This window comes from uncultured Mailhella sp., assembly GCF_963931295.1.
Classification (GTDB): Bacteria; Desulfobacterota; Desulfovibrionia; order Desulfovibrionales; family Desulfovibrionaceae; genus Mailhella.
Genome location: NZ_OZ007001.1, coordinates 1,270,959 through 1,297,850 on the forward strand (window position 1 = coordinate 1,270,959; position 26,892 = coordinate 1,297,850).

21 protein-coding genes and 4 tRNA genes are annotated in these 26,892 nt (G+C 55.8%); 9 read left to right on the forward strand and 16 right to left on the reverse strand.

Annotated features, from left to right (window positions below; translation table 11 throughout):
* Nucleotides 1–57: 57 nt before the first annotated feature.
* Complete coding sequence (gene rpoB, locus ABGT79_RS05180) at nucleotides 58–4,230, reverse strand: DNA-directed RNA polymerase subunit beta (RefSeq protein WP_346665298.1); 4,173 nt, start codon at nucleotides 4,228–4,230, stop codon at nucleotides 58–60.
* A 65-nt stretch (nucleotides 4,231–4,295) separates the two neighbouring features.
* On the opposite strand from rpoB, the gene ABGT79_RS05185 reads away from it, so the two are divergent.
* Complete coding sequence (locus ABGT79_RS05185) at nucleotides 4,296–4,721, forward strand: hypothetical protein (RefSeq protein WP_346665299.1); 426 nt, start codon at nucleotides 4,296–4,298, stop codon at nucleotides 4,719–4,721.
* Between the two features lie 1,293 nt (nucleotides 4,722–6,014).
* On the opposite strand, the gene rplL is transcribed toward ABGT79_RS05185, so the two are convergent.
* The 13 genes from rplL to ABGT79_RS05250 all read right to left on the reverse strand — a co-directional run bounded on the left by rplL (nucleotide 6,015) and on the right by ABGT79_RS05250 (nucleotide 14,336).
* The gene (gene rplL, locus ABGT79_RS05190; protein ID WP_294483914.1) at nucleotides 6,015–6,395 is read right to left on the reverse strand and encodes a 50S ribosomal protein L7/L12; all 381 of its coding nucleotides are present in this window, start codon (nucleotides 6,393–6,395) and stop codon (nucleotides 6,015–6,017) included.
* A gap of 69 nt (nucleotides 6,396–6,464) precedes the next feature.
* Nucleotides 6,465–6,986 (reverse strand): 50S ribosomal protein L10, encoded by a 522-nt coding sequence (gene rplJ / locus ABGT79_RS05195; protein WP_346665300.1) that lies wholly within the window; start codon nucleotides 6,984–6,986, stop codon nucleotides 6,465–6,467.
* Between the two features lie 166 nt (nucleotides 6,987–7,152).
* Nucleotides 7,153–7,860, reverse strand: coding sequence for a 50S ribosomal protein L1 (gene rplA / locus ABGT79_RS05200; RefSeq protein WP_294483916.1), 708 nt, complete (start codon nucleotides 7,858–7,860; stop codon nucleotides 7,153–7,155).
* A gap of 146 nt (nucleotides 7,861–8,006) precedes the next feature.
* Nucleotides 8,007–8,429 carry a 50S ribosomal protein L11 gene (gene rplK, locus ABGT79_RS05205; RefSeq protein WP_294483919.1) on the reverse strand — a complete coding sequence of 141 codons (423 nt, stop codon included), beginning with the start codon at nucleotides 8,427–8,429 and terminating at the stop codon, nucleotides 8,007–8,009.
* Between the two features lie 88 nt (nucleotides 8,430–8,517).
* Nucleotides 8,518–9,111 carry a transcription termination/antitermination protein NusG gene (nusG, locus tag ABGT79_RS05210; RefSeq protein ID WP_294483921.1) on the reverse strand — a complete coding sequence of 198 codons (594 nt, stop codon included), beginning with the start codon at nucleotides 9,109–9,111 and terminating at the stop codon, nucleotides 8,518–8,520.
* Nucleotides 9,112–9,161: 50 nt separating this feature from the next.
* The gene (secE, locus tag ABGT79_RS05215) at nucleotides 9,162–9,353 is read right to left on the reverse strand and encodes a preprotein translocase subunit SecE (RefSeq protein ID WP_346665301.1); all 192 of its coding nucleotides are present in this window, start codon (nucleotides 9,351–9,353) and stop codon (nucleotides 9,162–9,164) included.
* A gap of 139 nt (nucleotides 9,354–9,492) precedes the next feature.
* Nucleotides 9,493–9,568, reverse strand: a tRNA-Trp gene (locus ABGT79_RS05220).
* Nucleotides 9,569–9,581: 13 nt separating this feature from the next.
* Entirely contained in the window at nucleotides 9,582–9,731 is a 150-nt protein-coding gene (gene rpmG / locus ABGT79_RS05225; RefSeq protein ID WP_178578166.1) for a 50S ribosomal protein L33, read from the reverse strand.
* Between the two features lie 4 nt (nucleotides 9,732–9,735).
* The gene (tuf, locus tag ABGT79_RS05230) at nucleotides 9,736–10,929 is read right to left on the reverse strand and encodes an elongation factor Tu (RefSeq protein WP_294483923.1); all 1,194 of its coding nucleotides are present in this window, start codon (nucleotides 10,927–10,929) and stop codon (nucleotides 9,736–9,738) included.
* Between the two features lie 151 nt (nucleotides 10,930–11,080).
* Nucleotides 11,081–11,156, reverse strand: a tRNA-Gly gene (locus ABGT79_RS05235).
* A gap of 60 nt (nucleotides 11,157–11,216) precedes the next feature.
* Nucleotides 11,217–11,302: transfer RNA gene (locus ABGT79_RS05240), tRNA-Tyr, on the reverse strand.
* A 124-nt stretch (nucleotides 11,303–11,426) separates the two neighbouring features.
* A tRNA-Thr gene (locus ABGT79_RS05245) sits at nucleotides 11,427–11,502 on the reverse strand.
* A 212-nt stretch (nucleotides 11,503–11,714) separates the two neighbouring features.
* Complete coding sequence (locus ABGT79_RS05250) at nucleotides 11,715–14,336, reverse strand: autotransporter outer membrane beta-barrel domain-containing protein (protein WP_346665302.1); 2,622 nt, start codon at nucleotides 14,334–14,336, stop codon at nucleotides 11,715–11,717.
* 256 nt (nucleotides 14,337–14,592) lie between these two features.
* Here ABGT79_RS05250 and ABGT79_RS05255 point away from each other — a divergent pair, with 256 nt between their 5' ends.
* Together ABGT79_RS05255 and ABGT79_RS05260 are read left to right on the forward strand one after the other, a co-directional pair.
* Nucleotides 14,593–14,772 (forward strand): hypothetical protein, encoded by a 180-nt coding sequence (locus tag ABGT79_RS05255; RefSeq protein WP_346665303.1) that lies wholly within the window; start codon nucleotides 14,593–14,595, stop codon nucleotides 14,770–14,772.
* A 248-nt stretch (nucleotides 14,773–15,020) separates the two neighbouring features.
* Entirely contained in the window at nucleotides 15,021–15,404 is a 384-nt protein-coding gene (locus ABGT79_RS05260; protein WP_346665304.1) for an Hsp20/alpha crystallin family protein, read from the forward strand.
* A 334-nt stretch (nucleotides 15,405–15,738) separates the two neighbouring features.
* Here ABGT79_RS05260 and ABGT79_RS05265 read toward each other — a convergent pair whose 3' ends face one another.
* Both ABGT79_RS05265 and ABGT79_RS05270 read right to left on the reverse strand, forming a co-directional pair.
* The gene (locus ABGT79_RS05265; RefSeq protein WP_346665305.1) at nucleotides 15,739–16,299 is read right to left on the reverse strand and encodes a hypothetical protein; all 561 of its coding nucleotides are present in this window, start codon (nucleotides 16,297–16,299) and stop codon (nucleotides 15,739–15,741) included.
* A complete protein-coding gene (locus ABGT79_RS05270; RefSeq protein ID WP_346665306.1) occupies nucleotides 16,257–16,754 on the reverse strand; it encodes a hypothetical protein in 498 nt (165 codons plus the stop codon). Before ABGT79_RS05270 ends, ABGT79_RS05265 begins: the two co-directional genes overlap by 43 nt.
* Nucleotides 16,755–17,101: 347 nt before the next feature.
* Here ABGT79_RS05270 and ABGT79_RS05275 point away from each other — a divergent pair, with 347 nt between their 5' ends.
* From ABGT79_RS05275 to ABGT79_RS05300, 6 genes are all read left to right on the forward strand, one after another.
* Nucleotides 17,102–18,682 (forward strand): class I SAM-dependent DNA methyltransferase, encoded by a 1,581-nt coding sequence (locus ABGT79_RS05275; protein ID WP_346665307.1) that lies wholly within the window; start codon nucleotides 17,102–17,104, stop codon nucleotides 18,680–18,682.
* The gene (locus tag ABGT79_RS05280; protein WP_346665308.1) at nucleotides 18,682–19,869 is read left to right on the forward strand and encodes a restriction endonuclease subunit S; all 1,188 of its coding nucleotides are present in this window, start codon (nucleotides 18,682–18,684) and stop codon (nucleotides 19,867–19,869) included. Before ABGT79_RS05275 ends, ABGT79_RS05280 begins: the two co-directional genes overlap by 1 nt.
* A gap of 12 nt (nucleotides 19,870–19,881) precedes the next feature.
* On the forward strand, nucleotides 19,882–23,256 hold the full coding sequence (locus ABGT79_RS05285) for a DEAD/DEAH box helicase family protein (protein WP_346665309.1): 3,375 nt from the start codon (nucleotides 19,882–19,884) through the stop codon (nucleotides 23,254–23,256).
* A gap of 41 nt (nucleotides 23,257–23,297) precedes the next feature.
* Nucleotides 23,298–24,209, forward strand: coding sequence for a DUF5655 domain-containing protein (locus ABGT79_RS05290; RefSeq protein ID WP_346665310.1), 912 nt, complete (start codon nucleotides 23,298–23,300; stop codon nucleotides 24,207–24,209).
* A 415-nt stretch (nucleotides 24,210–24,624) separates the two neighbouring features.
* On the forward strand, nucleotides 24,625–25,803 hold the full coding sequence (locus ABGT79_RS05295; RefSeq protein WP_273522739.1) for a site-specific integrase: 1,179 nt from the start codon (nucleotides 24,625–24,627) through the stop codon (nucleotides 25,801–25,803).
* A gap of 66 nt (nucleotides 25,804–25,869) precedes the next feature.
* Nucleotides 25,870–26,880, forward strand: a complete 1,011-nt coding sequence (locus tag ABGT79_RS05300) for a virulence RhuM family protein (RefSeq protein WP_346665311.1) — start codon at nucleotides 25,870–25,872, stop codon at nucleotides 26,878–26,880.
* The last annotated feature ends 12 nt before the right edge of the window (nucleotides 26,881–26,892 follow it).

The following is a 26,892-nucleotide window of genomic DNA, read 5'->3' on the forward strand; positions in this document are numbered from 1 at the left end:
AAAAGGCCGATGCGGCTCCCGGGGCGACCCGGGCGGATTCCGGGGCAGCGCCCCGTCTTATTCTTCAATGACAGGGGTGTTCACGAAGAAGCGGGGCTTGGCCGGCTTCTTGGGTTCTTCCTGTTCAAGATTCACATTGAGGCCGAGGGACATGAGTTCCTTGACCAGAACGTTGAAGGATTCGGGCAGACCGGCTTCAAGGAAGTTGTCTCCCTTGACGATCTTTTCATACATCTTCACGCGGCCGGCCACGTCGTCGGACTTGACCGTCAGGAATTCCTGCAGGAGGTACGACGCGCCGTAGCCTTCCAGAGCCCACACTTCCATTTCACCGAGACGCTGGCCGCCGAACTGGGCCTTACCGCCGAGAGGCTGCTGCGTCACCAGGCTGTAGGGGCCGGTGGAACGGGCGTGAATCTTTTCGTCGACGAGGTGATGCAGTTTCAGGTAGTACATCACACCCGTGGTCACGCGGTTGGCGAAGGGTTCGCCGGTGCGGCCGTCGTACAGCACGGTCTTGCCGTCGTTGGGCAGACCGGCTCTTTCCAGCCACGACCAGATCTGCTCTTCCTGCGCGCCGTCGAACACGGGGGTCTTGGTGATGATGCCCTTGCGCAGGCCGAGCACGGCCTTCCTGAGTTCCTCGTCGCTCATGCTGTCCACCAGTTCGTCGATGCTCATGCCGTCGGCGCGGGCGGCGGGCAGATCGGCGGCGAAGATGTCCTTCACCTCGCGGCGCAGCTCATCCATGGCCACGCCGTTGTCCACCATTTCGGCGAGCTGACGGCCGAGTTCCTTGGCGGCCCAGCCCAGATGCGTTTCCATGATCTGACCGATGTTCATTCGGGAAGGCACGCCCAGGGGGTTCAGCACGACGTCCACGGGACGGCCGTCCTTGAAGAAGGGCATGTCTTCTTCGGGCAGGATCATGGAGACCACACCCTTGTTGCCGTGACGGCCGGCCATCTTGTCGCCCACGGAAAGCTTACGCTTGATGGCGATGTGGACCTTGACCATCTTGATGACGCCCGGAGGCAGATCGTCGCCTTCGGTGGCCTTTTCGCGCTTGGAGTCGTAGAGCTTCTTCACCACTTCGAGCTGGCGGTCGTAGGCTTCCAGCATGTGGACGATCTGATCGTTGACGTCCTTGTTGCGCAGGATGTCGGCCAGACGCTTGATGGGCAGCTCCAGCATGACGTCCCAGGTGAGTTCGCTGCCGGCCGCGGCCAGCACTTCGCCCTTGCGCTTGCCGGCGATGTCCACGGCGAGCACCTGACCTTCCATGAGAGGACGCATGCGTTCGCGGGTGCGCTCGGTGAGGGCGCGCACGTGATCGGCTTCCTTGCGGTCGAGCTTGGCGATTTCGTAGGCTTCGATTTCGCGGGTGCGGTCGTCCTTTTCGCCGGAACGGCGGTTGAACACCTTCACGTCGATGACGGTGCCTTCGATTCCCGGGGGAACCTTGAGGGAGGTGTTCTTCACGTCGCGGGCCTTGTCGCCGAAGATGGCGCGCAGCAGCTTCTCTTCAGGAGTGAGCTGCGTTTCGCCCTTGGGCGTGATCTTGCCCACGAGGATGTCGTCGGGCTTCACGGACGCGCCGATGCGGATCACGCCGCTCGCGTCGAGGTTGTGCAGCATGTCGTCGCCCACGTTGGGAATGTCGCGGGTGATTTCTTCCGGTCCGAGCTTGGTGTCGCGGGCGGCAACCTCGAATTCCTCGATGTGGATGGAGGTATAGATGTCGTCCTTCACCGCGCGCTCGGAGATGAGCACGGCGTCTTCGTAGTTGTAGCCGCACCAGGGCATGAAGGCCACCACCAGGTTCTTGCCGAGGGCCAGTTCGCCGTTCTCGATGCCGGGACCGTCGGCGAGCACGTCGTTCTTCTTCACGCGCTGACCGGGGTAGCAGGTGGGCTTCTGGCCGAAGCAGGAGTTCTGGTTCGACTTGTGGTACTTCAGAAGATCGTAGCTGCGCACGCCGCCGCGGTCTTCAAGATAAAGGTTGTCGTAGGCCACGATGACGCGTTCGGCGTCGGCGTAGCGAACCACGCCGTCGCCTTCGGCGAGCAGGCAGGCGCCGGAGTCGCGGGCCACGTCGTATTCCATGCCGGTGCCCACGAGAGGACGTTCGGAACGCAGAAGCGGAACGGCCTGACGCTGCATGTTCGAGCCCATGAGGGCTCGGTTGGCGTCGTCGTGTTCAAGGAAGGGAATGAGCGCGGCGGAAATGGACACCATCTGGCTCGGCGAAATGTCCTGCAGGGTGACTTCGTCGCGGCTGGCCATGAGCACGTCGCCGCCGGTGGAGCGGACGGTCATGTTCTCTTCGATGAAACGGCCGTTTTCGTCCACGGGAGCGTTGGCCTGGGCGATGATCTGATCCTTTTCGCAGGAAGCGTCGAGATGCACGATTTCATCGGTGCGGCAGCCGTTGCGGATCACGCGGTAGGGCGTTTCAATGAAGCCGTATTCGTTCACCTTGGCGTAGGTGGTCAGAGAAACGATGAGGCCGATGTTCGGGCCTTCAGGCGTTTCAATGGGGCAGATGCGGCCGTAGTGGGAGGTGTGAACGTCTCGCACTTCAAAGCCCGCGCGCTCACGGGTAAGACCGCCGGGGCCCAGAGCGGAAAGACGACGCTTGTGCGTGACTTCCGAGAGGGAGTTGGTCTGATCCATGAACTGCGACAGCTGGGAGGTGCCGAAGAATTCCTTGAGCACGGCCGCCACGGGCTTGGGATTGATGAGATCGTGAGGCATGAGCGAGGCCACTTCCTGAATGCTCATGCGTTCCTTGATGGCGCGCTCCATGCGCACGAGGCCGATGCGGTACTGGTTTTCCACCAGTTCGCCCACCAGACGCACGCGGCGGTTGCCCAGATGGTCGATGTCGTCGGGCGCGCCGTTGGTGTCCTTCATGGTCACGAGCACCTTGATGGCCGTGATGATGTCCTCGTCGGTGAGGGTGAGCACGTCCTTGTCGGTGGTGAGACCGAGGCGCAGATTGAGCTTGTAGCGGCCCACGGCGGACAGATCGTAGTAGTCGGGATTGCGGAACAGATTGTCGAAGTAGCTGGCCGCAATTTCGGGCGTGGGCGGAGAGCTCGGACGCAGACGACGGTAGATTTCCTCCTGCGCCTTCTCGGTGCTCGTGGTCTTGTCGAGCATGAGGGTGTCGCGGATGGAGGAGGAGGTGTCGGCGCCCTTGGTGTGCAGAATGCTGAGCGTGGTTACGCCCGCTTCCTGAAGCTGATCGAGCAGGGAAGGCGTCACTTCGTCGGCGGCTTCGGCCATGATTTCGCCGGTGGCGGCGTTGACCACGTCTTCGCCGAGGAACAGGCCCTGGAGCGAATCGGGAGCCACTTCGATGAATTCGATGCCGGCTCCGGCAATCTTTCTCCAGTCGCGCTTGTTCAGCTTCTTGCCGGCCTTGACCACCACGTTGCCTTCGGCGTCGAGGATGTCGTTGTAGGCGAGACGATCCTTGTCGTTGGCGTACAGATCGGCGTCGGCGCGCATGAACAGACGGGAGCCGTCCAGACGATACTCTTCCTTCTTGTAGAAGGTGTCGAGAATCTGATTCTTGGACATGCCCATGGCCTTGAACAGGATGGTGGCGGGCATCTTGCGGCGACGGTCGATGCGCACGTAGAGGATGTCCTTGTGGTCGAAGTCGAAGTCGAGCCACGAACCGCGCATGGGAATCACGCGGCAGGAATAGAGCACTTTGCGGGAAGTGTGCGTCTTGCCGCCGTCGTGCTCGAAGATGATGCCGGGAGAACGCTGCAGCTGATTGACGATGACGCGTTCCGTGCCGTTGACGATGAAGGTGCCCTTTTCGGTCATCAGCGGAAGCGTGCCGAAATAGATGTCCTGCTCCTTGCCGTCGCGGTAGGTGCGGGCGCCTGTGGCTTCATCGACGTCGTAGATATCGAGACGTACCTTGATGCGCACGGGAGCTTCGTAGGTCAGACCCTTGGAGATGCACTCGGCCTGGTCGTACTTTGGCTCGCTTATCTCATAGCCCAGATATTCCAGGCTGGCGGTGCGATTAAAATCTTCGATGGGGAACACCGACCGGAAGACTCCTTCGAGTCCGACATGGGGATCGCGTTCCGATTCCTTGCGGCCTTCCTGAAGGAAGGCGCTGTAAGAGTCCACCTGAAGATTCAAAAGGTGCGGAATGGGAATGGACACTTTGATTTTGCCGAATTGCTTCGTAAGCTGACCCATTACTTTACCTCAAGAATGGCAGTTGTCCGGCCCTGCGCCGGAAAATTGACGTACGGAAGAAAGCCTTGACACAGAAAGGCAGACGCGAAAAAACAGGCAACAAAGCCCCCCTTTCCATGCCTTGGAAGGGGCGTTGCCTGCGGTTTATGGCATCTGGTTATATGGAGCGTTCAATGTGTGATGCCTGCATATCCGTCCGTAGAGATTATCCTAATGAGTCAGTCAGACTAACCCCTTATCAGGCAAATAGCAAGTGTTTTCATGACACCTTTTCCATATTTCAGGATAGCTCATTTTTTTCTAAAAAACAATTGCCGTTTCTGTTGACAAGTGAAATTTTTCTGCTTTTTCTCCATTTTTCCGAAAAAAATCAATGCAGCAGAAAAAGTTCGCTCTTCAATTTCCTTTGTCGAAACAACGACGGCCGCACGGCATTTGCCGCCGGGCCGGCGTTCATGCCGCATATGTTCTCATCCGTCCGCCGAAAATGAGGGAAAACGCCACAACTTCGCCGGACGGATTCGTTTCTCAACCTATTTTCGGAGAAAATACCACGAGGCTTGCGCCCAGGCCCGCATTTCTGCGCCGCGCCCGCCCCTTTTCACGGCACTCTGCTCCGGTTCTAAACATGCTCAATAAACGGATGCGGCATTGTTCAGAAGCATTGCCGCGTCCACGTTCGGCAGACAGACGAACGCCTGCCGACGGCGACGCATGGATCTCAAACGCACAACGAACACGACGCCGCATTGAGGGCAGAACCATCATCCCCAGACTTTCTTCCCCGGTTGCCGCCCCCGGTCTGTCCCCGGCTCTCTTCCCAGCCTTTTCCTGATCGCCGTGCTCCCGGCAATGAAGCCCGCGACAAAGCAAAGGCTCTCCCCTTTCCCCGGTTGAACATTCGACAATGACGAGCCCCCATATCCGGCAGCGGCCTGCCTGCAAGGCATGACGCACTTGCGGGGCAAAGCGCTTCCGCCGACCACGGCTCTGCCCCTGCTCTCCCCTCCGTACTCTGCTGCGCACGCCCTTCATCGCCGACTTTCAGCGCAGCCTCAGTCCGTCGAGCTCCCCGCACCTGCCGACCTCAACCTTTCCTTCCCGACCTACGGATCCGGAGCGCAGAAGCGACGCTCTTCGGCGGCGGCTCTCCCCCAAAAACGTTTCGACACAGCCCGAAATCACCGAAGACCGAGGACGTCAGGAACCGGGCGAGACCTCGGGAGCCCTCCCGACCTCCGGCTCCGTTCGGCGGGCACATTCCCGCCGAGCCCGCACAAACGAGCCTGCCTGCGCAGACTCTGCCCGGCGCAGGAACAGGCGTCGCGGACGCCACGGCAGAGTCTCCGCCACCAGACTCAACGCAACGCAGAGGGCATCCCCCCGCTGCACGGGGACGGACGCCACGTTTTTCCCTGCTTCTTCATCATGCCCCGGGCATCCCGGCGCCGAAACTCCCCCGCCCCAAAAACAATCTTCGCGCTCCCGGCCTCGCGCCGCGGCAAGCCGATCGGCACGCGCCCTTTCGCTCCCTGGGCACTTCGACGAGACGCCGGGGAGCGCAGCACGCGGCCCCGCTGTTACTCCCGCCGTCACTGTTCCGCCCTTTCGTTCCGGCGTCGTTCCAGAATCCACGGCCGGTCGAAACGGCTCAGCCCCGGCTATGCCGGAAGGCCGTCGGGACGACGCTGCCCCGCCGACAGAGAGAGCGCGCCCCTCTTCGGACAACAAAAAAGCCCCCTCGGGCTGAGGGGGCTTCAAATTCACATCTCTGTGAAAGGAACTTACTTGATTTCGACGGTGGCGCCGGCTTCGGTGAGTTCCTTCTTGGCGGCTTCGGCGTCTTCCTTGGAGACAGCTTCCTTCAGGGTGGAAGGAGCGCCGTCAACCTTTTCCTTGGCTTCCTTGAGGCCGAGGCCGGTCAGAGCGCGCACGACCTTGATGACGCCGATCTTGTTGGCGCCGACTTCCTTCAGGATAACGTCGAATTCGGTCTTTTCTTCTTCAGCAGGAGCAGCGGCAGCGGGAGCGGCGGCCACGGCAACGGCGGGAGCGGCGGCGGAAACGCCGAACTTTTCTTCGAGTTCCTTGATGAATTCAGCCAGTTCGAGCACGGTCATGTTGGAGATGAACTCAACAACCTGTTCCTTGGTGATATCGGCCATGGTAATGACTCCTTAAAAAAATTCTTTGACTTTGATGGTTTGGGGCGAAATGGCAGCCAAAGGCGCGAATTACGCGGCCTTCTTCTCTTCGATAGCCTTGAGGGCGTACAGAAGAGGACGAACCATATTGGCCATGAGAGACACAAAATTGGTGGGCACGGCGTTCATGGTCGCCAGGGCCTGAGCAAGCAGCTGTTCCTTGGAAGGCAGCTTGGCGAGATCGGCCACCTGAGCGGGGGTCAGAGCCTTGCCGTCGAGGCTGGCCTGACGGATCTCGAGCTTGTTGTTGGTCTTGGCGAAGTCCGTGAGAGCCTTGGCCACACCGACCGGATCATTGAATCCAAGGGCAATGGCACAGTTATCCTTCAGCGAAGAAGAGATGGAGCTGTGTTCGGTGTCTGCTAAAGCGATGCGGGCAAGAGTGTTCTTGACGACGTGATATTCGCCGCCAGCGGCGCGCAGCGCCACACGGAGCCCGGTCAGCTCTTCCACCGACATACCCTTGAAGTCGGTCACAACCGCAAACGAAGCACGAGAGGCAATTTCTTTGACCTGCTCGATGATTACGGCTTTTTCAGACCTGTTCTTCACGTGATGCTCCTCACGATTGGGTGTTTTGTCTTGTGGAATGCCGAGCCAAAGAATCTGTCTGAGCAGGATATTAAGGCTTGCGCCTCCTGCCGTCTTCGACCCGAAATTCCTTCCCTAGCCTAAATATTTGAAAGGCGGAAGGCATCCCTTGCGGGATGCCTCTCACTTAGCCTTCGATGAACTTCTTGCACTGGGCCATGTCGACCTTGAAGCCGGGGCCCATGGTGGTGGAAACGGTCATGGAAAGCATGTACTGGCCCTTGGCGGCGGAAGGCTTCAGACGCACAACCGCGTCGAGCAGAGCCTTGAGGTTGCCGAGGATCTTTTCAGGTCCGAAGGAAACCTTGCCGAGGGGGGCGTGCAGCACGCCGGCCTTGTCAACCTTGAAGTCCACGCGACCGGCCTTCAGTTCCTGAACGGCCTTGGCAACGTCGAAGGTGACGGTGCCGGTCTTGGCGTTGGGCATCAGGCCGCGGGGGCCGAGCACACGACCGACCTGACCCACGAGAGCCATGACGTCGGGAGCGGCGACGGCGGCGTCGAATTCCAGCCAGCCGCCCTTGATCTGGGCGACGAGGTCTTCAGCGCCGACCACGTCGGCACCGGCGGCGCGGGCTTCAGCCTGCTTGTCGCCCTTGCAGAACACGGCCACGCGAACGGTCTTGCCGAGGCCGTGGGGAAGGGAAACAGCACCGCGGACCATCTGGTCGGAGTACTTGGGGTCGACGCCCAGACGAAGGGCCACGTCAACCGTTTCATCAAATTTGGCGAAGGAAGCGCCAAGGGACTTGGCAACCGCGTCCTCCACGGAAAAACGCTGGGTCAGATCAACGCCTTCCAGCGAATTGCGATATTTTTTTCCATGCGTAGGCATGATGGTATTCCTTTCTTTGCGCTTGTCGTCTCGAATCTCCTGCCGACCAAAGCCGGCAGTACGGCCGAATCCAACGAAATAGGCGCGGCGCGATGAACGCGCCCACATATCACACGTACGGACGCCGTCTTGCCGCCTGAACGTTATTACTTAACGTCCAGTCCCATGCTGCGCGCGGTGCCCATGATATTGCGCACGGCGCCTTCGAGATCCTTGCAGTTCAGGTCGGGCATCTTCAGCTTGGCGATTTCCTCAACCTGAGCCATGGTGACGGAACCAACCTTGGTACGGTTGGGCTCGCCGGATCCCTTTTCAACCTTGGCGGCCTTCATCAGCAGAACGGGAGCCGGAGGCGTCTTGGTAATGAAGGTGAAGGAGCGGTCGGCATACACCGTGATGATCACGGGGATGATCATGCCCTTCTGATCCTGAGTACGAGCATTGAATTCCTTGCAGAACCCCATGATGTTCACGCCGTGCTGGCCCAGAGCGGGACCAACGGGCGGAGAGGGGTTGGCAGCACCAGCAGGAATCTGCAGTTTGATCTTGGCAACTTCTTTCTTGGCCATTGTCGTTAATCCTTATTTTGCGGTCTCAGGCACAGGCCTGACTGCTGTCGATGAAACAATCCAGAGCAGAAATATCTCGGTGCAGGGCTCAGCCCTTGGTCACCTGGATGAAATCGAGTTCCACCGGCGTCTGGCGGCCGAAAATGGACACGGACACTTTGAGCTTGCCCTTGTCGTAATTGACCTCTTCCACCACGCCGTTGAAACCGCCGAAGGGGCCATCAATGACCCGGACCTCGTCGCCGCGGTCGAAATTGAACTTGGGACGGGGCTGTTCCTGACGGGTTTCCATCAACGAAAGAATGCGTTCCGCTTCACCAGGACCCATAGGTGCAGGACGATTTTTCCCTCCCACAAAGCCGGTGACTTTGGGGATATTCTGAACCAGATGCCAGGAAAGGTCGGTCATCGTCATGCGGACCATGACGTATCCGGGATAGAATTTTCTGGTGGTAGTGCGCTTCTGACCGCCCTTGCCGAGTTCGATGACTCGTTCGGTGGGCACGACCACATCGTGGATGCAGCCGTTGTCCTGGCCGGTGCGCATCAGTTCCCGGATCATCTGCTCGACTCTCTGTTCAAAACCGGAGTAAGTGTGCAGGATGTACCAGTGACCGGCATCCTGAGCGGCGGCAGATTCAGAATGGACAGGGATTTCGGTGATGCTTTCTTGCTCAGCCATTGTATTTTACCCTTGCGGATGTGGAGAAAAGTGTGAACGGAATCATCCTCTTAGGCAAGGATCAGACGAACCACACTGGAAAGGATGAGATCCACCACTCCGAGAAGGATGGCCATGACGGCAACAAAGCCGAGCACCACCATGCTGGTGGTACGGGTTTCTTTCCAGTTGGGCCAGCTGACCTTGCGCAGCTCAACGCGAGACAGGAGAAGATAATCCCTGAATGCAGCAAAGCGCGCCATCAGTCCGCGATCTTCGCCAGCGGACTGGCCAGACTTGCTGGAGGCAGTGGCGGGAGCCGCTTTTGCCTGGGAATTCGCTTCCGCGGCGTCACTCTGTTTTTTGCTCATGTTAGCCTCAAAACTGAAAAGACAAAAGAAATGGCAGGCCAGGAGGGATTCGAACCCCCAACATGCGGTTTTGGAGACCGCCGCTCTGCCGTTGGAGCTACTGGCCTGCGCTATGAAGCACTACTTCGCTTCGCGATGAGTCGTATGTTTCTTGTCCCAGGGGCAGTACTTCATGACTTCAAGACGACCGGTAGTGTTCTTCTTGTTCTTAACCGTGGCGTAGTTGCGGCGCTTGCATTCCGTGCAAGCGAGCAGGATGTTCACGCGCATGGTATTACTCCAGGATTTCAGTCACCACGCCGGAACCGACGGTGTGGCCGCCTTCGCGGATAGCGAAGCGTTCACCGGGAGCCATGGCGATGGGATGGATGAGTTCAACGTTGAAGGTGGCGTTGTCGCCGGGCATGACCATTTCCACGCCTTCAGCCAGCTTGATGACGCCGGTGATGTCGGTGGTGCGGAAATAGAACTGAGGACGGTAGCCGGAGAAGAAGGGAGTGTGGCGGCCGCCTTCGTCCTTGCTCAGAACGTACACTTCAGACTTGAACTTGGTGTGAGGGGTGATGGACTTGGGAGCGGCGAGAACCTGGCCGCGTTCCACATCTTCACGCTTGATGCCGCGGAGCAGAGCACCGATGTTGTCACCGGCCTGGCCCTGATCGAGCAGCTTGCGGAACATTTCAACGCCGGTCACAGTGGTGGTCTGGGTGGGACGGATGCCCACGATTTCCACGGTGTCGCCGACCTTCACGATGCCGCGTTCCACACGACCGGTCACCACGGTGCCGCGGCCGGAGATGGAGAACACGTCTTCGATAGGCATAAGGAAGGGCTTATCGGTTTCGCGAACGGGATCGGGAATGTAGGTATCGCAGGCGTCGAGCAGATCGAGAATGCACTTGGCTTCAGGAGCCTGCCAGTCGTCGCAGTTCAGAGCGTTCAGAGCGGAGCCGCGGATAACCGGCACGTCGTCGCCCGGGAAGCCGTTGGCGCTCAGAAGTTCGCGCATTTCCATTTCGACGAGGTCCAGCAGTTCGGGATCGTCGACCTGGTCGCACTTGTTCATGAACACGATGATGTAGGGCACGCCGACCTGACGGGCGAGCAGAATGTGCTCACGGGTCTGGGGCATGGGACCGTCGGTGGCGGCGACCACGATGATGGCGCCGTCCATCTGAGCGGCACCGGTGATCATGTTCTTGATGTAGTCGGCGTGGCCGGGGCAGTCAACGTGAGCGTAGTGACGCTTGTCGGTCTCGTACTCAACGTGAGCGGTAGAAATGGTGATGCCGCGTTCCTTTTCTTCGGGGGCCTTGTCGATGTCATCGTAAGCGATGAACTTGCCCTGGCCCTTGAGGCCGGCGATCTTGGTGATGGCGGCAGTCAGAGTGGTCTTGCCATGGTCGATGTGACCGATGGTGCCAATGTTGACATGCGGCTTAGAGCGATCAAATTTTTCCTTGCCCATGATGGTCTCCCTAAATGGTTACTTGCAGTTGTGGTGCCCTGTTTGAGCAGCGGACGCCGTCCTGCCCTCTTAAAATCAGAGAGCAGCCCTAAAACACGGACTCATGACGCGCCAGAGAAAAAGGGGGAGCAACAAGAAACAAAGTGGCAGGTGGAGCGGGAAACGAGATTCGAACTCGCAACCCTCAGCTTGGAAGGCTGATGCTCTAGCCGTTGAGCTATTCCCGCCTGTGTGCCGTAGTCCCCTGACAGCGCGCACTGCCTCCTACAGCTATACCAGCGTAAAGCTGGTGGTGGGGGGTGGATTCGAACCACCGAAGTCTTACGACGACAGATTTACAGTCTGTTCCCTTTGGCCACTCGGGAACCCCACCACGCTATACAAAAACGCTTTCGCGTTCTTGCCGCAACCGGAAGAAGGAGCGTGACCTTCACCGGCCACCCGAATCGGACGATCCGGGAAATATGGAGTTCATCCTCTTTCGTCACTCCAAAATATGGAGCTGGCGATGGGAATCGAACCCGCAACCTGCTGATTACAAATCAGCTGCTCTGCCAGTTGAGCTACGCCAGCAGCAGGTATGGGAACTTACCCCGAAACATTCTCCTTGGCAAGAAGAATTTTCTTCTTTCGGTCGTTCCCCGCAAACAGCAAAAGACTTGTACCCAAGAGCCGAAGCTTTGTAAAGTCTTTTCTCACGCCTTTTTCAAAAAATTTTCTCCGCAGCGCTCTGTCGGGCCCTCCGGAGCGGAAACATCCCGCTCCGGCCGACGGCCGTTCCCCGCTCAGAAGCGGTAGAGCACGCTGAGGTGTCCGCCCAGACTATCCCGCTCGCCCGCGCTTCCCACAAGCGCAAGATCCAGCGTCAGCGGCCGGGACGAAGGCTCCACAGCGAGCCCCAGCTCAAACACGCCGCTGTCGCCCTCTAGCGACGCGTCGGGAATGGAAAAATCCCGGGCCACGGCGCGCGCCGTGCCGCTGTATTCATGCTCCCAGGCTGCGCCGACGTAGGGCTTCATGCTCTCAAACGCCGTCAGATCAAAGCGCACGCCGAGGCGCAGACGCCGGGAATCCACGTCGTCGAAGTTCACGATTTCCCCGTTCATGTCCGCGCGATCGCCGCCCTGATGCGTCCAGAAGAACTTGCCGTAGGTATCCACGTTCACGACGTCGGCCAGCGACAGCACATGCCCCAGGCCCACATGCGCCCCATAGTACGGCGTGGAAAGATCGTAGTCCGCCGGACGGTCCATGTTGTCCCGAAGATCGTCGCTGTGCCACTGAGTGTCCACGTTGCCGAGGCGTCCCACGCCCTCCGCGTACAGTCCGGCCAGAGGCCCGGTTTCCACGTCGTATCGAAGCAGCACGCCCGCGCCCGTGTACTGACTGTTGCCCCGACCGTTGACGTCGCCGGAAGCAAAACCGTTGAACGTGTCCAGATGCGCCCTGCCGAATTCAAAAAATCCGCCCGCGAGCACGCGTCCGCTCCCGGAACGGAAGCTTCCCGTCAGGCCGGTCATACCGGAAAAGCCTTCTGTGTCTGCTCTGGAGCCCGTGTGATGCCGCGCCGCGCCGCCGTACACGGCCGCAAACGGATGCCACTCTTCGTCTTCTTCGCTGTCCGCCGCCTCGCGGGCATGACGCATGCCCGTGTCCGCCGCAAGATCGCCGCCCTGATTGAGCAGTCCCGACGCCGCGGCCCGGGCTTCCGTAAGCGCCGCAATGCGGGGATTCATGCGCACTTCCTCCAGGCGTAGCTGCACCGCCGTGCCCGTGTTCTCAAGCACGCCGTCAAAATAGGCGGCGTAGCCCTGCAGAAGGCTCACCAGCCTCCCGGCGGACGCCTGTCCCACGGCTCCTCCGGCGTCGCTGATGAGCGTGAACGTCTCGCCCAGATAGGCACGCCCCCCGGTAATGACGTCGGGAAGCTGCGCCGTCACCGTGGAACCGGCAAAATCGCCTTCCTGCGCATCGGTCACGGTGAGCATGGGCACGTCCACCGGAACCCCCGGCGAGGGGAGCACGAAGTGCAGATTTTCAAAGCCTGCCGCCCTCGCCACGCTGCCCTGCCAGCTGTCCACAAAAAGCGTGTTGCCGCTTCCGGCCGCCGCCACGGGCGCGCCGCCAATCCAGCCGCCGTAGAGCGCGGCGTCCGCGGAAAGGTCCGCGCCCGTTCCTATAATAACGGAATTGTGCGTCGCCGCGCTTCCCGCACCCGCATCGCCGCCGTAAATGCTGCCGCCCACCGAAGCGTTGCGCACCAGCACTGTGTTGTAGCTCGCCGAGGAATCTTCCGCCTCAACCAGACCGCCGATCACGTCGCCGGCCACGCTTCCGCCGTCCACCACGGCCACGATGTTGGAATCCGCGCGGCTGCCCGGCGTGGAACCCGTCACCGCGCCGCCGACCGCGTCGCCCTCCACCGTTGCGCCCGAGCCTATGACCACGCGGTTGCCGACAAGCGAGGCCGGAACGCTGCTTTCCGGCGCAAACGCGCCGCTCACGCTGCCCGCCACGGAAGCGTTGAACACGCTCACCGTGTTGTCCGAAGCCTCGGCCGATCCAGAATCACTCTGCACCGACGCGCCCACCACCGTGGACGAGCCTTCGCCTCCGGAGATCGTGACGACGTTGCCTTCGGCCAGCGCCTTTCCCGTGTAGCTGTGAACCTCGCCGCCCACGACGTCGCCGAACGAACCGCCGTTCACGGAAATGACGTTGTTTTTCGCCGTTGCATCGCCCTGCGCCACGGCATAGCCGCCGTACATCAGGGCGGCGGATCCGCCGTTGAGGCTCACCGTATTGCCTGCGGCCAGCGACACGCCCTGCGCGGAACTTTCCGCGTAGGCCTCGCCGCCCACGACGAAATTGAGCGCTGCGCTGCCCCCGACGCTCACATGATTGTCCAGCGCCTCCACGGAGCCGCTGCCGCCGGACATTCTGGCATAGCCGCCGAAGACCTGCACCCACGGCCCGAAACGAAGCGAACCTTCCAGCGTCACGCTGTTGCCGTCCGCCATCACGCCGCTGGTGTAGCTTCGGGCGTAGCCGCCGTAAATGTTGTCGTTGAAGCCCGTCAGGCCGCCGCTGACCGTCACGCTGTTGTTCATGGCCTCGGCCGAACCGTTGCGGCTCAGGGCCGAACCTCCGTACAGATCCATGGACACCGCGCCGCCGGACACGTTCACCAGGCTGTCGTTCGCCACGGCGTCGCCGCCTTGGGAACGAGTGCCGTACACGTAGGCGTAGGAATCGCCGGAAACAACGGAAGCGCTGCCGCTTCCCGTCAGATCGGCCGCCCGGGCCGGCGCGCCCGCAAGCAGCGCCGCCAGCAGCAATCCTGCCCATGCCGGCCGCAACGCCGGTCTTCCGATGCCCGAAAAACGCTTCCGCCTGAACTGAGTCATGAACATTCCCCCCTGTCGAGTCGATGGCCGCGCCGTTCGACGCCTCCGCCTACGACTATGGAGAAAGGCAGAACTGATTGCCATGATTTATGTTTTCTTCTCAGGCGTTCGCGCTCTCCCGGGGGAGTGCAAAAAGAGAACGAGGCAAGACGCCCGTGCCCGCAAAGACGACCGCGGCCCTTTCCCCTGACGGAATGAGTCTCCGACGCCTCTCCCTTCCGGAAAAGGCGCTCAGCCTTTCCGTCAAGAAGAAAACATGCTCCTCAACCCCCGGCGTGAGCGGAGCGTCAATGCGGCCGATGCAAAATTTTTCGCCGTCACCGCAAAAACTGACGTGCCCGGAAAGAGCCGTCATCCGGCGATTTTCAGGCGACCGGCGAATCCGATCCGCCGAAATTTCCCCTCAAACGCAAAAAAAATTTCTCTGCGGCGTTGACACCTGGAAAATCGTTCCTATTGTAAGGGTATGTTTTTCAGGGACGCATTCCTAAGGAAGGCGTTCATGAGAAACAGAATCAATCATCTTCCCGCAAGATGAAGAATGTATCTCCATCCGGGAATAAAAGAACGCGGAACGCTTTTCCGTCATTGATGCATTGATTCTATTTATGGCTGGAGGTTTTTATTATGCTGCCTAGTATTTTTGGTGAAAGACTTTTTGATGAATTTTTCGGCGATCCTTTTATGCCTGCCTTTAATCGTCATGATCCTCTGTTCGGCAAGAACGCAAGAAACCTCATGAAGACTGACGTGCGGGAAACGGAAAACGCCTACGAGCTCGATATTGATCTGCCCGGCTTCAAGAAGGACGAAGTGAAAATTGAACTGGACGGCGGTTACCTCACCATCAGTGCGGCCAAGGGGCTGGACAAGGATGAGGAAAACAAGAAGGGACAGTATCTGCGCCGCGAACGCTACACCGGCGAATGCAGCCGCAGCTTCTACGTCGGCGAAGCCCTTGAGCCCAAGGACGTTTCCGCTACCTTTGAAGACGGCATTCTGAAGCTCTCCTTCCCGAAGACTCCGGAAAAGAAGGAACCCGAAAAGAAGACCATCGCCATTGCCTGACGATCTGACTGATACCCTGACGCCCGTTTTCCTCCTCTGAAAACGGCTTCCTTCGTCAGATATGCGCAAGGCCCCGACAGAAGAAATTCTGTCGGGGCCTTTTGCGTTTAATCGCTGCCGCGTCCGGCGGCTTCCGTTTTTTCAGCGCTCTGCCGACGCTCCGTTCCGCGCTCTACGCCCGTTCGGGCAACAGGCTCCGGCCTATCGCCGTTTTTCGTTCCGCGCCCGGCGCTCGTTCATCTGTCGGCGTTTTTGCGCTGCACGTCCGTCTTTGCCGCAAAAACGCCGCTTCTTCCGCGCCGAAGCCAGACTGCGCCTTGCCGGGCAAGCGCCGTCATTCCTTCGACGCGGTCTCTTCCTTTCTGCACTCGCCGATGCGCTTCACATCCTCCGCGGCGGAATATACAAGCCGCTTTGCCTCCGGCGAGGATTCCATGAAATTCTTTGTCAGCAGATAAAGCATCTTATAAAGCAGGAAGAACATAAACAGAGGAATGACGATAGTCGTCAGCACAAAAATACAGAACACATGAAAAAGTCTGTCCGTGGCGTTGTCGGCGTAGTTCAGAATTTCGCCGGCCTTGGCCTGAAGACTTTCAATGTTGATGCTGTGCAGCGCGTTCTTCACCGTATTCAGGATGGATTCAAGCTTTTCCATCGTGCCGGAGAACCATCCGCTGTCGGCATCCTCGTCAACCACGCCGGGCATGTCGGTCTCCACCTCGTCCATGCCGCTGATGGCTCCGGCGGAAGAATCCACCTCGTGCATCTGTTCCGCGTAAATTTCCCCCAGATACGCCTGTTCCACATAGCTGCCGACCAGCGCGGTGACCGGGAAAAACAACCAGCAGATCAGCGCCGTGTTGGCAAGGAACACGGCCGCCGAACGGTCCACGCGAAACGCCTTCCCGAAAGGCAGTAGAGCAGCGCAAGCCCCACGGCAAGGGGAAGCATGAGCTTGAAGCTGGCCCAGGAAATCATGCCTACCAGCAATTTTTCCACAAGCATCAGGCCCATGACGGAAAAAAGCGCCGTACTGACACGTTCGATGGCGTCGTTCACGGCGGCCAGCATTTCGCCGGGGGCCACGCTCATGCCCAGGCCGAACGGCGTTATCGACACCTCAATGCGCTGCAACGTGGAAACCGTCTTGTCTATGACCTTGGTCAGCACATAGGCCTTGGCGGCCTTACCCAGCGTTTCTTCGCAGTACTCTTCCGAAATTTTTTCCGCGGCGCCGATGATCGGCAGCCGGGCATTGACGCCGTTGCCCATATGCACGGGCAGCGCAAGCAGCGCCGCCAGAAGCACGGCAAGCCCCAGCGCGAGCAGAGCTTTCCTGTTCTGCATGAATGGATCCTCCTGTTCCCTTTGGTGTCGCTCGGCCGCAGCAAAGATAAGCGCGCCCGAACGCCCCGGCCACCATAAGACGACAGCCGCACGGCCTCAACCGTTGCCGGACAGGAAAAAGCAGCAAACGCCTTCTCTTCCGGCGTCACGGCATGCTGCCCCCTTCCCCTCATGTTGCAACCGGCACTCTTCGCCGCAGGACGGCAGTGGCACGAAAAACCATCTTCCGCCGGAGAAAGGCCCCGCCGAGCGCCTCGCGCCTGAAAAGGCGGCACCTATGCGCCGCAAACAAAAAAGCCCTGCACTCTTCCTTTATTCTTCTCCCGAATTTGGCTACCCTGCCCTGTATGAGTCCCTGCCCGTTCCGGCAGGCCAACACCAACAGCATTCAGGAGCAGCCCATGATTACGGGTGCCGTAAAAAATAAAGTCGATAAAATCTGGCTCGACATCTTTTCCGCGGGTCTGGCCAATCCGCTCACCGTCATTGAACAGCTGACATACCTTATGTTCATCCGCGCGCTGGATGTCAAAGAGCTGGAAAACGAAAGTTATGAAGCGCTCGGCATGAAGGTCAAAAAAATCTTCCCGCAGACGCCCTTCGGCCAGTCCATGCGCTGGAGCAAGTTCAAAAACAAAAACGCTCAGTACATGTTCGACGTCATTTCTCAGCGCGTTTTTCCGGCCATCAAGGAAATGAAGGGCGGAAAACTGCCGGACTTCGACGAGAAAACAGGCACCTTCATTCACCTGCCCGACAGTAACAACGACACGGCACAGACGGCCTTTGCTCATTTCATGAAGGACGCCGTGTTTCTCATGCCCACGCCGCAGGTGCTGGAAAAGGTGGTCACCGGGCTGGAAGAACTGTATGAACACGACATTGCCGGACTCGACATGCAGGGCGACCTGTACGAGTATATGCTCGGCAAGCTCTCCACCGCGGGCCGCAACGGGCAGTTCCGCACGCCCAAGCACATCCGCGACATGATGGTCGCCCTTCTGCGCCCCACGCCCGACGACGTCATCTGCGACCCGGCCTGCGGCACGGCGGGATTTCTCATTTCCGCCGCCGAATACATCCGCACGCACTACGAAAGCACCATGACCACGAAGCAGTGGGAACATTTTGCCGGGCCCGCCTTCACCGGCTACGACACCGACCCCACCATGCTGCGCATTTCGGCCATGAATCTCATGCTTCACTCCATACATCACCCGGATATCCGCTACCGGGACAGCGTATCCAAGGAAAACAACGTGAACGCCGCGTTCACCATGTGCCTTGCGAATCCGCCGTTCAAGGGCAGCATCGACGCCGAGAGCATCAGCGATTCTCTGAAAGCCGTGACCAGCACCAAAAAGACGGAACTGCTGTTTCTCGCGCTTTTTCTGCGCATGCTGAAAAAGGGCGGACAATGCGCCTGCATCGTGCCCGACGGCGTGCTCTTCGGCAGCAGCAAAGCGCATCAGTCCATACGCAAAGAACTGGTAGAGCATCATCAGCTTCGGGCCGTCATCTCCATGCCCTCCGGCGTATTCAGGCCGTATGCGGGCGTCTCCACCGCCGTGCTCATCTTCACCAAAACTGCGGCAGGCGGCACGGATAATGTCTGGTTCTACGACATGCAGGCCGACGGCTTTTCTCTGGACGACAAGCGCGCTCCCGTGGAGCAGAACGACATTCCCGACATCCTCGCCCGCTTTGCCGATCTGGAAAAGGAAAAGGACCGCGCCCGCACGGAACAGTCCTTCTTTGTTCCCAAGGAGGAAATCGTGGCCAACGGCTACGATCTTTCCATAAATAAATACAAGCAGGTGGAATATGCTCCGGTGGAATATCCTTCCACGCAGGAACTGATGACCGAGCTGCACGAACTGGAAATGCAGATTTCCGAAGGTCTGGCCGAACTGGAGGAGATGCTGTGATGACAACAATTGAGGATGTTTTTGACCTTATTAGAAATGGAGTCTCCATAAAACAACATCCTGAAAAGTCAGGTTTTCCTATTACCCGCATTGAAACAATTTCAAATAGAGTTGTTGACAGAACAAGAATGGGATATGCAGGAATAACGGATATTTCTAAATATAAAGATTATATTCTGCAAGATGAAGATATATTAATGTCTCATATTAATAGTATACAGCATCTTGGAAAAGCTGCTATATATAAAAAAATAGGCAATGAAAAGATTATTCATGGAATGAATCTTCTTTGCCTTCGTCCTAAAAAGGATAAAATACATAGTTCATTTGCTTTATACTATTTTTTATCTGATGACTTCCATCGTAAAATAGCAAGTATTACGAAACCATCTGTAAACCAAGCCAGCTTTACCATATCTGCACTAAAAAAATTATCTTTCCCTTCATTTTCTATTTCAGAACAACAAAAAATTGCTTCCAAATTTGATGCTATTGGACAAATAGTTGTACTTCGTGAACAGCAGCTCTCCAAACTCGACCAGCTCGTCAAATCCCGATTTATTGAGATGTTTGGAAAAATAGAAAGTAATAGTTCCTCTTGGAATATGGTAAAATTAAATCAAGTTATAAAATCCTGTGAAGCTGGATGGAGTGGAAGCGGTATACAAAGACAAAAACAAGAAAATGAAGTTGCAGTTCTTAAAGTTAGTTCTGTTACAAAAGGATATTTTGATTTTCATGAATATAAAGTTTTAAACGATCAAAAAAATATAAAAAAATATATTTATCCACAAAAAAATGATTTAATATTTAGTCGTGCAAACACAAGAGAACTTGTTGGAGCAACAGCTATTATAGATAAAGATTACCCAAAATTTATACTACCTGACAAGTTATGGAGGATAAAATTAAATAATAATATTAATATATACTATATAAAATATATATTAAGTGATAATTTTTATAGAAAAAAAATTTCATCTATATCTACAGGAACAAGTGGATCAATGTTTAACGTTTCAATGGAGAAATTCAAGTCACTGGACCTTCCCCTCCCCCCTCTTCCTCTCCAAGAACAATTTGCCGAATTCGTCCAACAGGTCGACGAAGTAAAATCGCCCGTAAAGCAAAGCCTTGAAAAACTGGAAACGCTGAAAAAATCTCTGATGCAGGAGTATTTCGGATAAAGGAGTTCCTGTATGCCCAACTTCGACTTTCTGAACGACCGCAAAGAGTTCTCCATGTTCGCCGCTTCCGCCGTGGAGGCGGAAAAGGTCTTTGCCTCGTCGCCCGCCATGTGCGTCATCGGCTGCCGCAAGGCTCTGGAGCTCGCCGTGAAGTGGGTCTATGCCGTCGATAAGAGTATACAGGCTCCCTACAAGGATACGCTTTCCGCGCTCATCCACGAGTACACCTTCAAAAAACAGCTCCCCGACCTTCTGTTCGAGGAAATCAAATGGATCATCAAGTTCGGCAACATGGCCGTTCATACCAACAAGGCCGTTCCTTCCGCGTTTGCCGTGCAGGCCTTGAAAAACCTTTTTGATTTCATCAAATGGGTTGAATGCACCTACGGAAAAACCTATCGGGACCGCACCTTCGATGAACGGCTGATTCCCAAAACGCACGTCTCGCTCGACATGCGGAAAATACGGGAACAGGAAAGTCTGCTCGGCGAAAAAGACGCGGAAATTGAACGGCTCCGGCAGCAGCTTGCCTCATTGGCGGACAAATACACCGAAGAGAAGGAACACAACCGCCAGAGCCGCACCCTCACCCTGGAAGACCTTTCCGAGTTCAAGACCCGAAAGATTTATATCGACGCCATGCTCTTCAGCATGAACTGGAAACTGGAAGGGCCGGACAGCGACGTTTCTCAGGAATACGAAGTGGAGGGCATGGCCGACGTTCCCGGTCAGAAGGGCTATGCGGATTATGTGCTCTTTGGCAAAGACGGCAAGCCGCTCGCCGTGGTGGAAGCCAAAAAGGCCTGCAAGGACCCCAATACCGGAAGAACGCAGGCCAAGCTCTACGCCGACTGCCTCGAACGCCGTTTCGGGCAACGCCCCGTCATGTTCACGACCAACGGCTTCGATACCTTTTTCTGGGACGACAAGAGCGGCCCCCAGCGGAAGGCAAGCTTCCTTTTCGGCAAGGCCGATCTGGAAAAAATCATCGAACGGCGCTCGTCCAGACTGCCGCTTGAAAACATCAGCATAAACGACGACATCACCGACCGCTATTATCAGAAGGCGGCCATCCGCGCCGTATGCGAGGAAATCAGCCGCGGCGTGCGCAAGCATCTTCTCGTCATGGCCACCGGCACCGGCAAAACCAGAACGGCCGCCAGCCTGGTCGATGTGCTGAGCCGGGGGCACCACATCACCAACGTGCTCTTTCTCGCCGACAGAACGGCGCTTGTCTCGCAGGCAAAGGACGACTTCAAAACGTACCTGCCGAACATGTCCCTTTGCAATCTGTGCTCCAACAAGGACGACGCCTCCGCGCGAATCGTGTTCTCCACCTACCCCACCATCATGAACGCCATCGACCGCGCAAAGAACAAAGACGGCAACATGCTGTTCACGCCCGCGCACTTCGATCTCGTCATCATCGACGAAAGTCACCGGAGCATCTTCAAAAAATATCGCGCCATCTTTGAATACTTCGACGCCATCCTGCTCGGCCTGACCGCCACGCCGAAAACCGAAGTGGCCAGAAACACCTATGAATTCTTCGAGCTCGAAAACGGCGTTCCCACCTATGCCTATGACTACGACACCGCCGTGCATCAGGATCACGTTCTGGTGCCGTACTACAATTATGAGGTCACGACAAAATTTCTCTCGGAGGGCATCACCTACGATGAACTTTCCGACGAAGACAAGGAACGCTATGAAGACGACTTTGAGGACTTTGCCGAAGAAGGCGTCGTTCCGGACTTCATCCCCTCGCAGGCGCTGAACGACTTTGTCTTCAACCAGAAAACCGTGGACCTCGTGCTTCAGGACCTCATGGAGCGCGGCATAAAGGTGAACGGCGGCGAACGCATCGGCAAGACCATCATTTTCGCCCAGAACAAGAAACACGCCGAATTCATTCTGGAACGCTTCAACAAACTTTATCCGCAGCATCACGGCACATGGGCAAGCCGCGTCATCTGCGACGACAGTTACGCCCAGACCGTCATCGACAACTTCAAGGAAGCCGACAAGACGCCGTACATCGTGGTTTCCGTGGACATGATGGATACGGGCATCGACGTGCCGGAATGCGTGAATCTGGTCTTCTTTAAAAAAGTCCGTTCCAAAACCAAATTCTGGCAGATGATCGGACGCGGAACACGTCTCTGCCCGGAACTGACCTGCACCGACCTCATAGAAGGCACGGAGTACGCCGGTAAAAAACGTTTCCTCATTTTCGACTACTGCGGCAATTTCGAGTTTTTCCGACAGGTCAAAAACACCCTGGAGGGAGATGTCCCGGTCTCGCTTTCGGAAAACATTTTCCGAAAGTGCATCCGGCTGATCGCGGCGTTTCAGGACGGATCGAAATCCGACGAGATTTATCAGCTCTGGCGCAGGGAACTGACCGAAACCTGCCGCACGCTGATTGCCGCCCTCAACACGGAGCTCTTTCACGTCCGTCTTGCCCTGAAGCATGTGGAGAAGTTCAAAAAACCGGAAGCTTTTGTCTGCCTTTCCGAGCTGGATCAGCAGGAGCTGACGGAACACATCGCCCCGCTGGTGCATTTCGATGATCCCGACGACATGGCGCTGCGCTTCGATAATTTCATCTACGGCTTCATGCTGAATGCGCTGGATGAAAGCCCGCGCGTCAAGCACGATCTGACTCAGCTCATCAAGACGGTCAGACTTCTGGAAAAAAAATCCTCCATCCCGCAGGTTGCGGAAAAGCTGCCGCTGATACGGCAGATTGCCGACCCGGACTTCTGGAAGGAAACAGACATCTGCAAGCTGGAACATATCCGGCGGGAACTGCGCTCGCTCATCTGCTTTCTGGATGAAGGCAGCAAAAGAAAGGACATCATCACCATTCTGACCGACCCCGTGCTGCAATCGACCGAGGGAGCGCCCCTGCCCGCCGACGACCCCTTTGAAAGCTACAGAATGAAGGTCAACCGCTATATTGAGGAACACAAAAATTCCCTGGCCATCCATAACCTGACGCACAATATTCCGCTGACCAGAAAGGACTACGAGGAACTGGAACGCGTCTTTACGCAGGAACTCGGCAGCAGGGAGGACTACCAAAAGACTTTCGGCGACACGCCCTTCGGCCTGCTGATACGCAAAATCGCCAAAATGGATCATGAGGCCGCTCTTGCCGCGTTCTCGGAATTCATCAACGACCAGTCGCTGAACTCCCGCCAGATAGCCTTTGTTCAGAAGGTCATCACGCACATTGAACAGAACGGCTGTGTCGAAGATCTTTCCATCCTTGCAAAGCCGCCTTTCGACAAGCCGGCAAAGCTTCTGGACTTCGACAAGCGCCAGCAGGAGAAACTGCTTGCCGTCATCCGGTCGGTACGGGATAATGCTCTGGTGATGTAAATTTTTCTCCGCAACATCATCCTGACGAGAAGAGATTAACCATGTCGGAAATAAAACTTTACGATACCAACGGGCAGGTCACGGAACTGATATCTTCCTCGGTTCTTTTGGAAAGAGAACTGCAAACACTTATCGAAAATAACATGGCTACCTTCTTCGGTGTTCGCTTCCTTAAAAGCGAGTATTCGATAACCGGTGGAAGGATGGACAGCATAGGCATCGATGAAAACAACTGCCCGGTTATTTTTGAATACAAGCGCAATTCCAACGAAAATGTCATCAATCAGGGCTTATTTTATCTGGACTGGCTCCTCGACCATAAGGCAGACTTTAAACTTCTTGTCATGACTGTTCTGGGAAAAGACGCCGCTGATCTTATAGACTGGTCGGCCCCCTGTGTCATTTGTGTAGCGCACAAATTCAACAAATATGATATTCATGCGGTTGACAGAATGCAGGTTAATATAAAATTGGTAGAATATAGAAAATATAATAATGGAATGCTGCTATTCGAGCATCTTAACACGCCATCTACTTCCAGCTCAAGAAATAACGACACATGTCATACTGAACCTGTCATAAATAAATCACAAAAGCATGACACATCATTTCATATTGACAAGCTTGAATCCATATCGCCGGAGCTTAAAGAACTCTACGAAAACATTTGCAACTATATCGAATCTCTTGGCGACGACGTGGCGTCCAATCAGCTCAAACAATGTCTTGCCTACAGAAAACTCCGAAATTTCGCCTGCATAGAAATTTTCAGCAAGCAACTGAAATTATTTTTAACTCTTGATCCATCCACGGTGGAACTCACCAAAGACTTTACCCGAGACGTCAGCAATGTCGGGCATCACGGAACCGGCGACGTGGAAGTCATCATTAGAAACTCGGAAGATTTTGAAAAAGCAAAACCTCTGATTGAGCGCGCCTATAACGAAGGATAGGCTTGCATTGCCCCCACAGGCTTCATGGCACGCCGGCTAACCATGACACTCCGGTATGAGCCGGACTGTCGTATCACCTTTTCGGCAGACACTCATAAGGCAGAAAGCTCTTCACTTTCTGCCTTATTTTTTCTGGTGGGAATAAAATTAAAAAGAAAAAACCCCTTACGGCATGCACCGTAAGGGGTTGTATTCTCTGGTTGCGGGGAAAGGATTTGAACCAATGACCTTCGGGTTATGAGAACTAAGGTCATATCTTTCTATTGCTTTCTATTTTTTCTAACTATTACTATTTATTTGAAAAATATATATTTACATTTTCTTTCCATTTTTCTGATTTTCGGCCTTTTTCGGCTTGACGTGGTGGGAATATGGTGGGAATAAAATCATATGTATATTTCCTGGAGGCCTTGCCATGTCTTCACTTACGCGACATCAGACCGACAAAGTAGGAGTATTTTTTGTTCTTGGAAAGCCTCGGATGAAGTCCAGAGACAAAGCCGAGTCGGCAAAACCGGATAAAATCTACTACATCATGTACCGCTTGGACGGGAAAAAAATCGAAGAAAAGGTCGGGCGGGAGTCCGAAAGAATGACCCCGGCCAAAGCCGCAAAAATCAGAGAACAACGGGTAAACGGCATCAGTCTGCCCAATACCGAACGCCGTCGTATCCGCAAAGAACAAAAACAGGCTCTTGAATCACGCTGGACCATTGCCCGACTCTGGGATGCCTACAAGATAAATAAGCCTGACCTCAAAGGCCTCACTACCGATGAAAACCGCTACAAAAATTATTTAAGGGAATTTGCCGACCGAACGCCGGAAGAAATCTGCACCGGAGATATAGACCACCTGCGTCTTCGTCTCATCAAGGCGGGGAAAAAAGCAGGAACCATAAAAAATATTCTGGAGCTGCTCCGACGCATCATCAACTTCGGAGTCAAAAAAGGGCTTTGCCCATGGATTCCGCCTTCACAGTTGCATTTCGAAATGCCGCATCTGAACAACGTGAAGACGGAAATGCTTACGGCGGAAGAACGTACCCGCTTCATTGAAGCTGCCCACCATGCAAAAAATCGCAAGGCAGGACAACTTATGCTCATGGCCTACTACACGGGAATGCGCCGAAGCGAACTTTTCCGACTCAAATGGACGCACATTGATTTTGAACAGGGCTTCATCAATATAGTAGGGGAAGGTCAGGAAGGAGCAAAAAGTCATCGAGATGAACGTATTCCCCTGACACAACCGGTCCGGGAACTGCTTTCCGAAATAGAAAACGAAGGCAGCGCCTATGTTTTTCCCGGCAGGGACGGCATAAGCCGCATGACCGATATTCATAAGCAGGTCAATGCCATAAAGAAAGCGGCCCGCCTTCCTGACGACTTCCGCCCCCTGCACGGCCTCAGGCACACCTTTGCCAGCGTTGCCGTATCCAACGGCGTTCCGCTCTCCCATGTGCAGAAATTGCTGACTCACAAGGATCCCTCCCTGACGCAACGTTATGCGCACCTCGAGGATAAGGCACTCAAAAACGCAGCCGCTCAGGTAGGAAACTTTCTGGCCATAGCAGATCTGGACGATAAAGGATAAGCCTGCTCTTGTCCGAGCTTTCCCGACAATATCTTATATTTTCCTCATTACTCAAAGGACTCCCGCATGGACAACACCTTCCGCTTCCTGATGTACCACTCTGCGGAGCAGAATATTTCCGTCAACGCCGTCATCCGCGATGAAACCATCTGGCTGACGCAGAAAGCTATGGCCGAGCTGTTTGGAGTACAAACTCCCGCCATTAACAAGCATCTGAAAAATATTTTTGCTGAAGGCGAGCTGGATGAGAACGTGGTTGTTTCCAAAATGGAAATAACCACGCAACACGGTGCCATACCCGACAAAACTCAAACTAGAGATGCTCTTTTCTATAATCTCGATGCCATCATCTCCGTGGGATATCGGGTAAATTCCAGACGAGCCACCCAGTTCCGCATCTGGGCCACCAACGTACTCAAGGAATACATGATCAAAGGCTTTGCCATGGATGATGAACGCCTCAAACAGGGACGTACAGCTTTCGGCAAAGACTATTTCCGTGAACTTCTGGAACGGGTTCGCTCCATCCGGGCCAGTGAACGCCGTATCTGGCAGCAGATTACCGATATTTTTGCCGAGTGCAGTCTGGACTATGACCGGAACTCCCCGGTAACCCGCCAATTCTATGCCATGGTACAGAATAAGTTCCACTATGCCATTACCAGCCAGACCTCTGCGGAAATCATCTATGCCGGAGCCGACAGGCATAAGGAACATATGGGACTGACAACCTGGAAAAATGCCCCGGAGGGCCGTATTCTTAAATCAGACGTTACCATAGCGAAAAACTATCTGACCGAGCAGCAGATCAGACAATTGGAAAGAACGGTAACAGGCTATTTTGATTATATCGAAGATCTGATAGAGCGGGAAAATACCTTCACCATGGAAGAATTCGCCGCCAGCATTAACGAATTTCTTACCTTCCGGCGCTATGACATCCTGCCCGATAAAGGAAAAATTTCCAGAGAACAGGCAGTTCTCAAAGCCGAAGCAGAATATGACGAATTCAATAAGACTCAACACATCACGTCCGATTTTGACAGGACGATCCGCAAAATGCTGAACCATGAATAAACAGTTATCCCC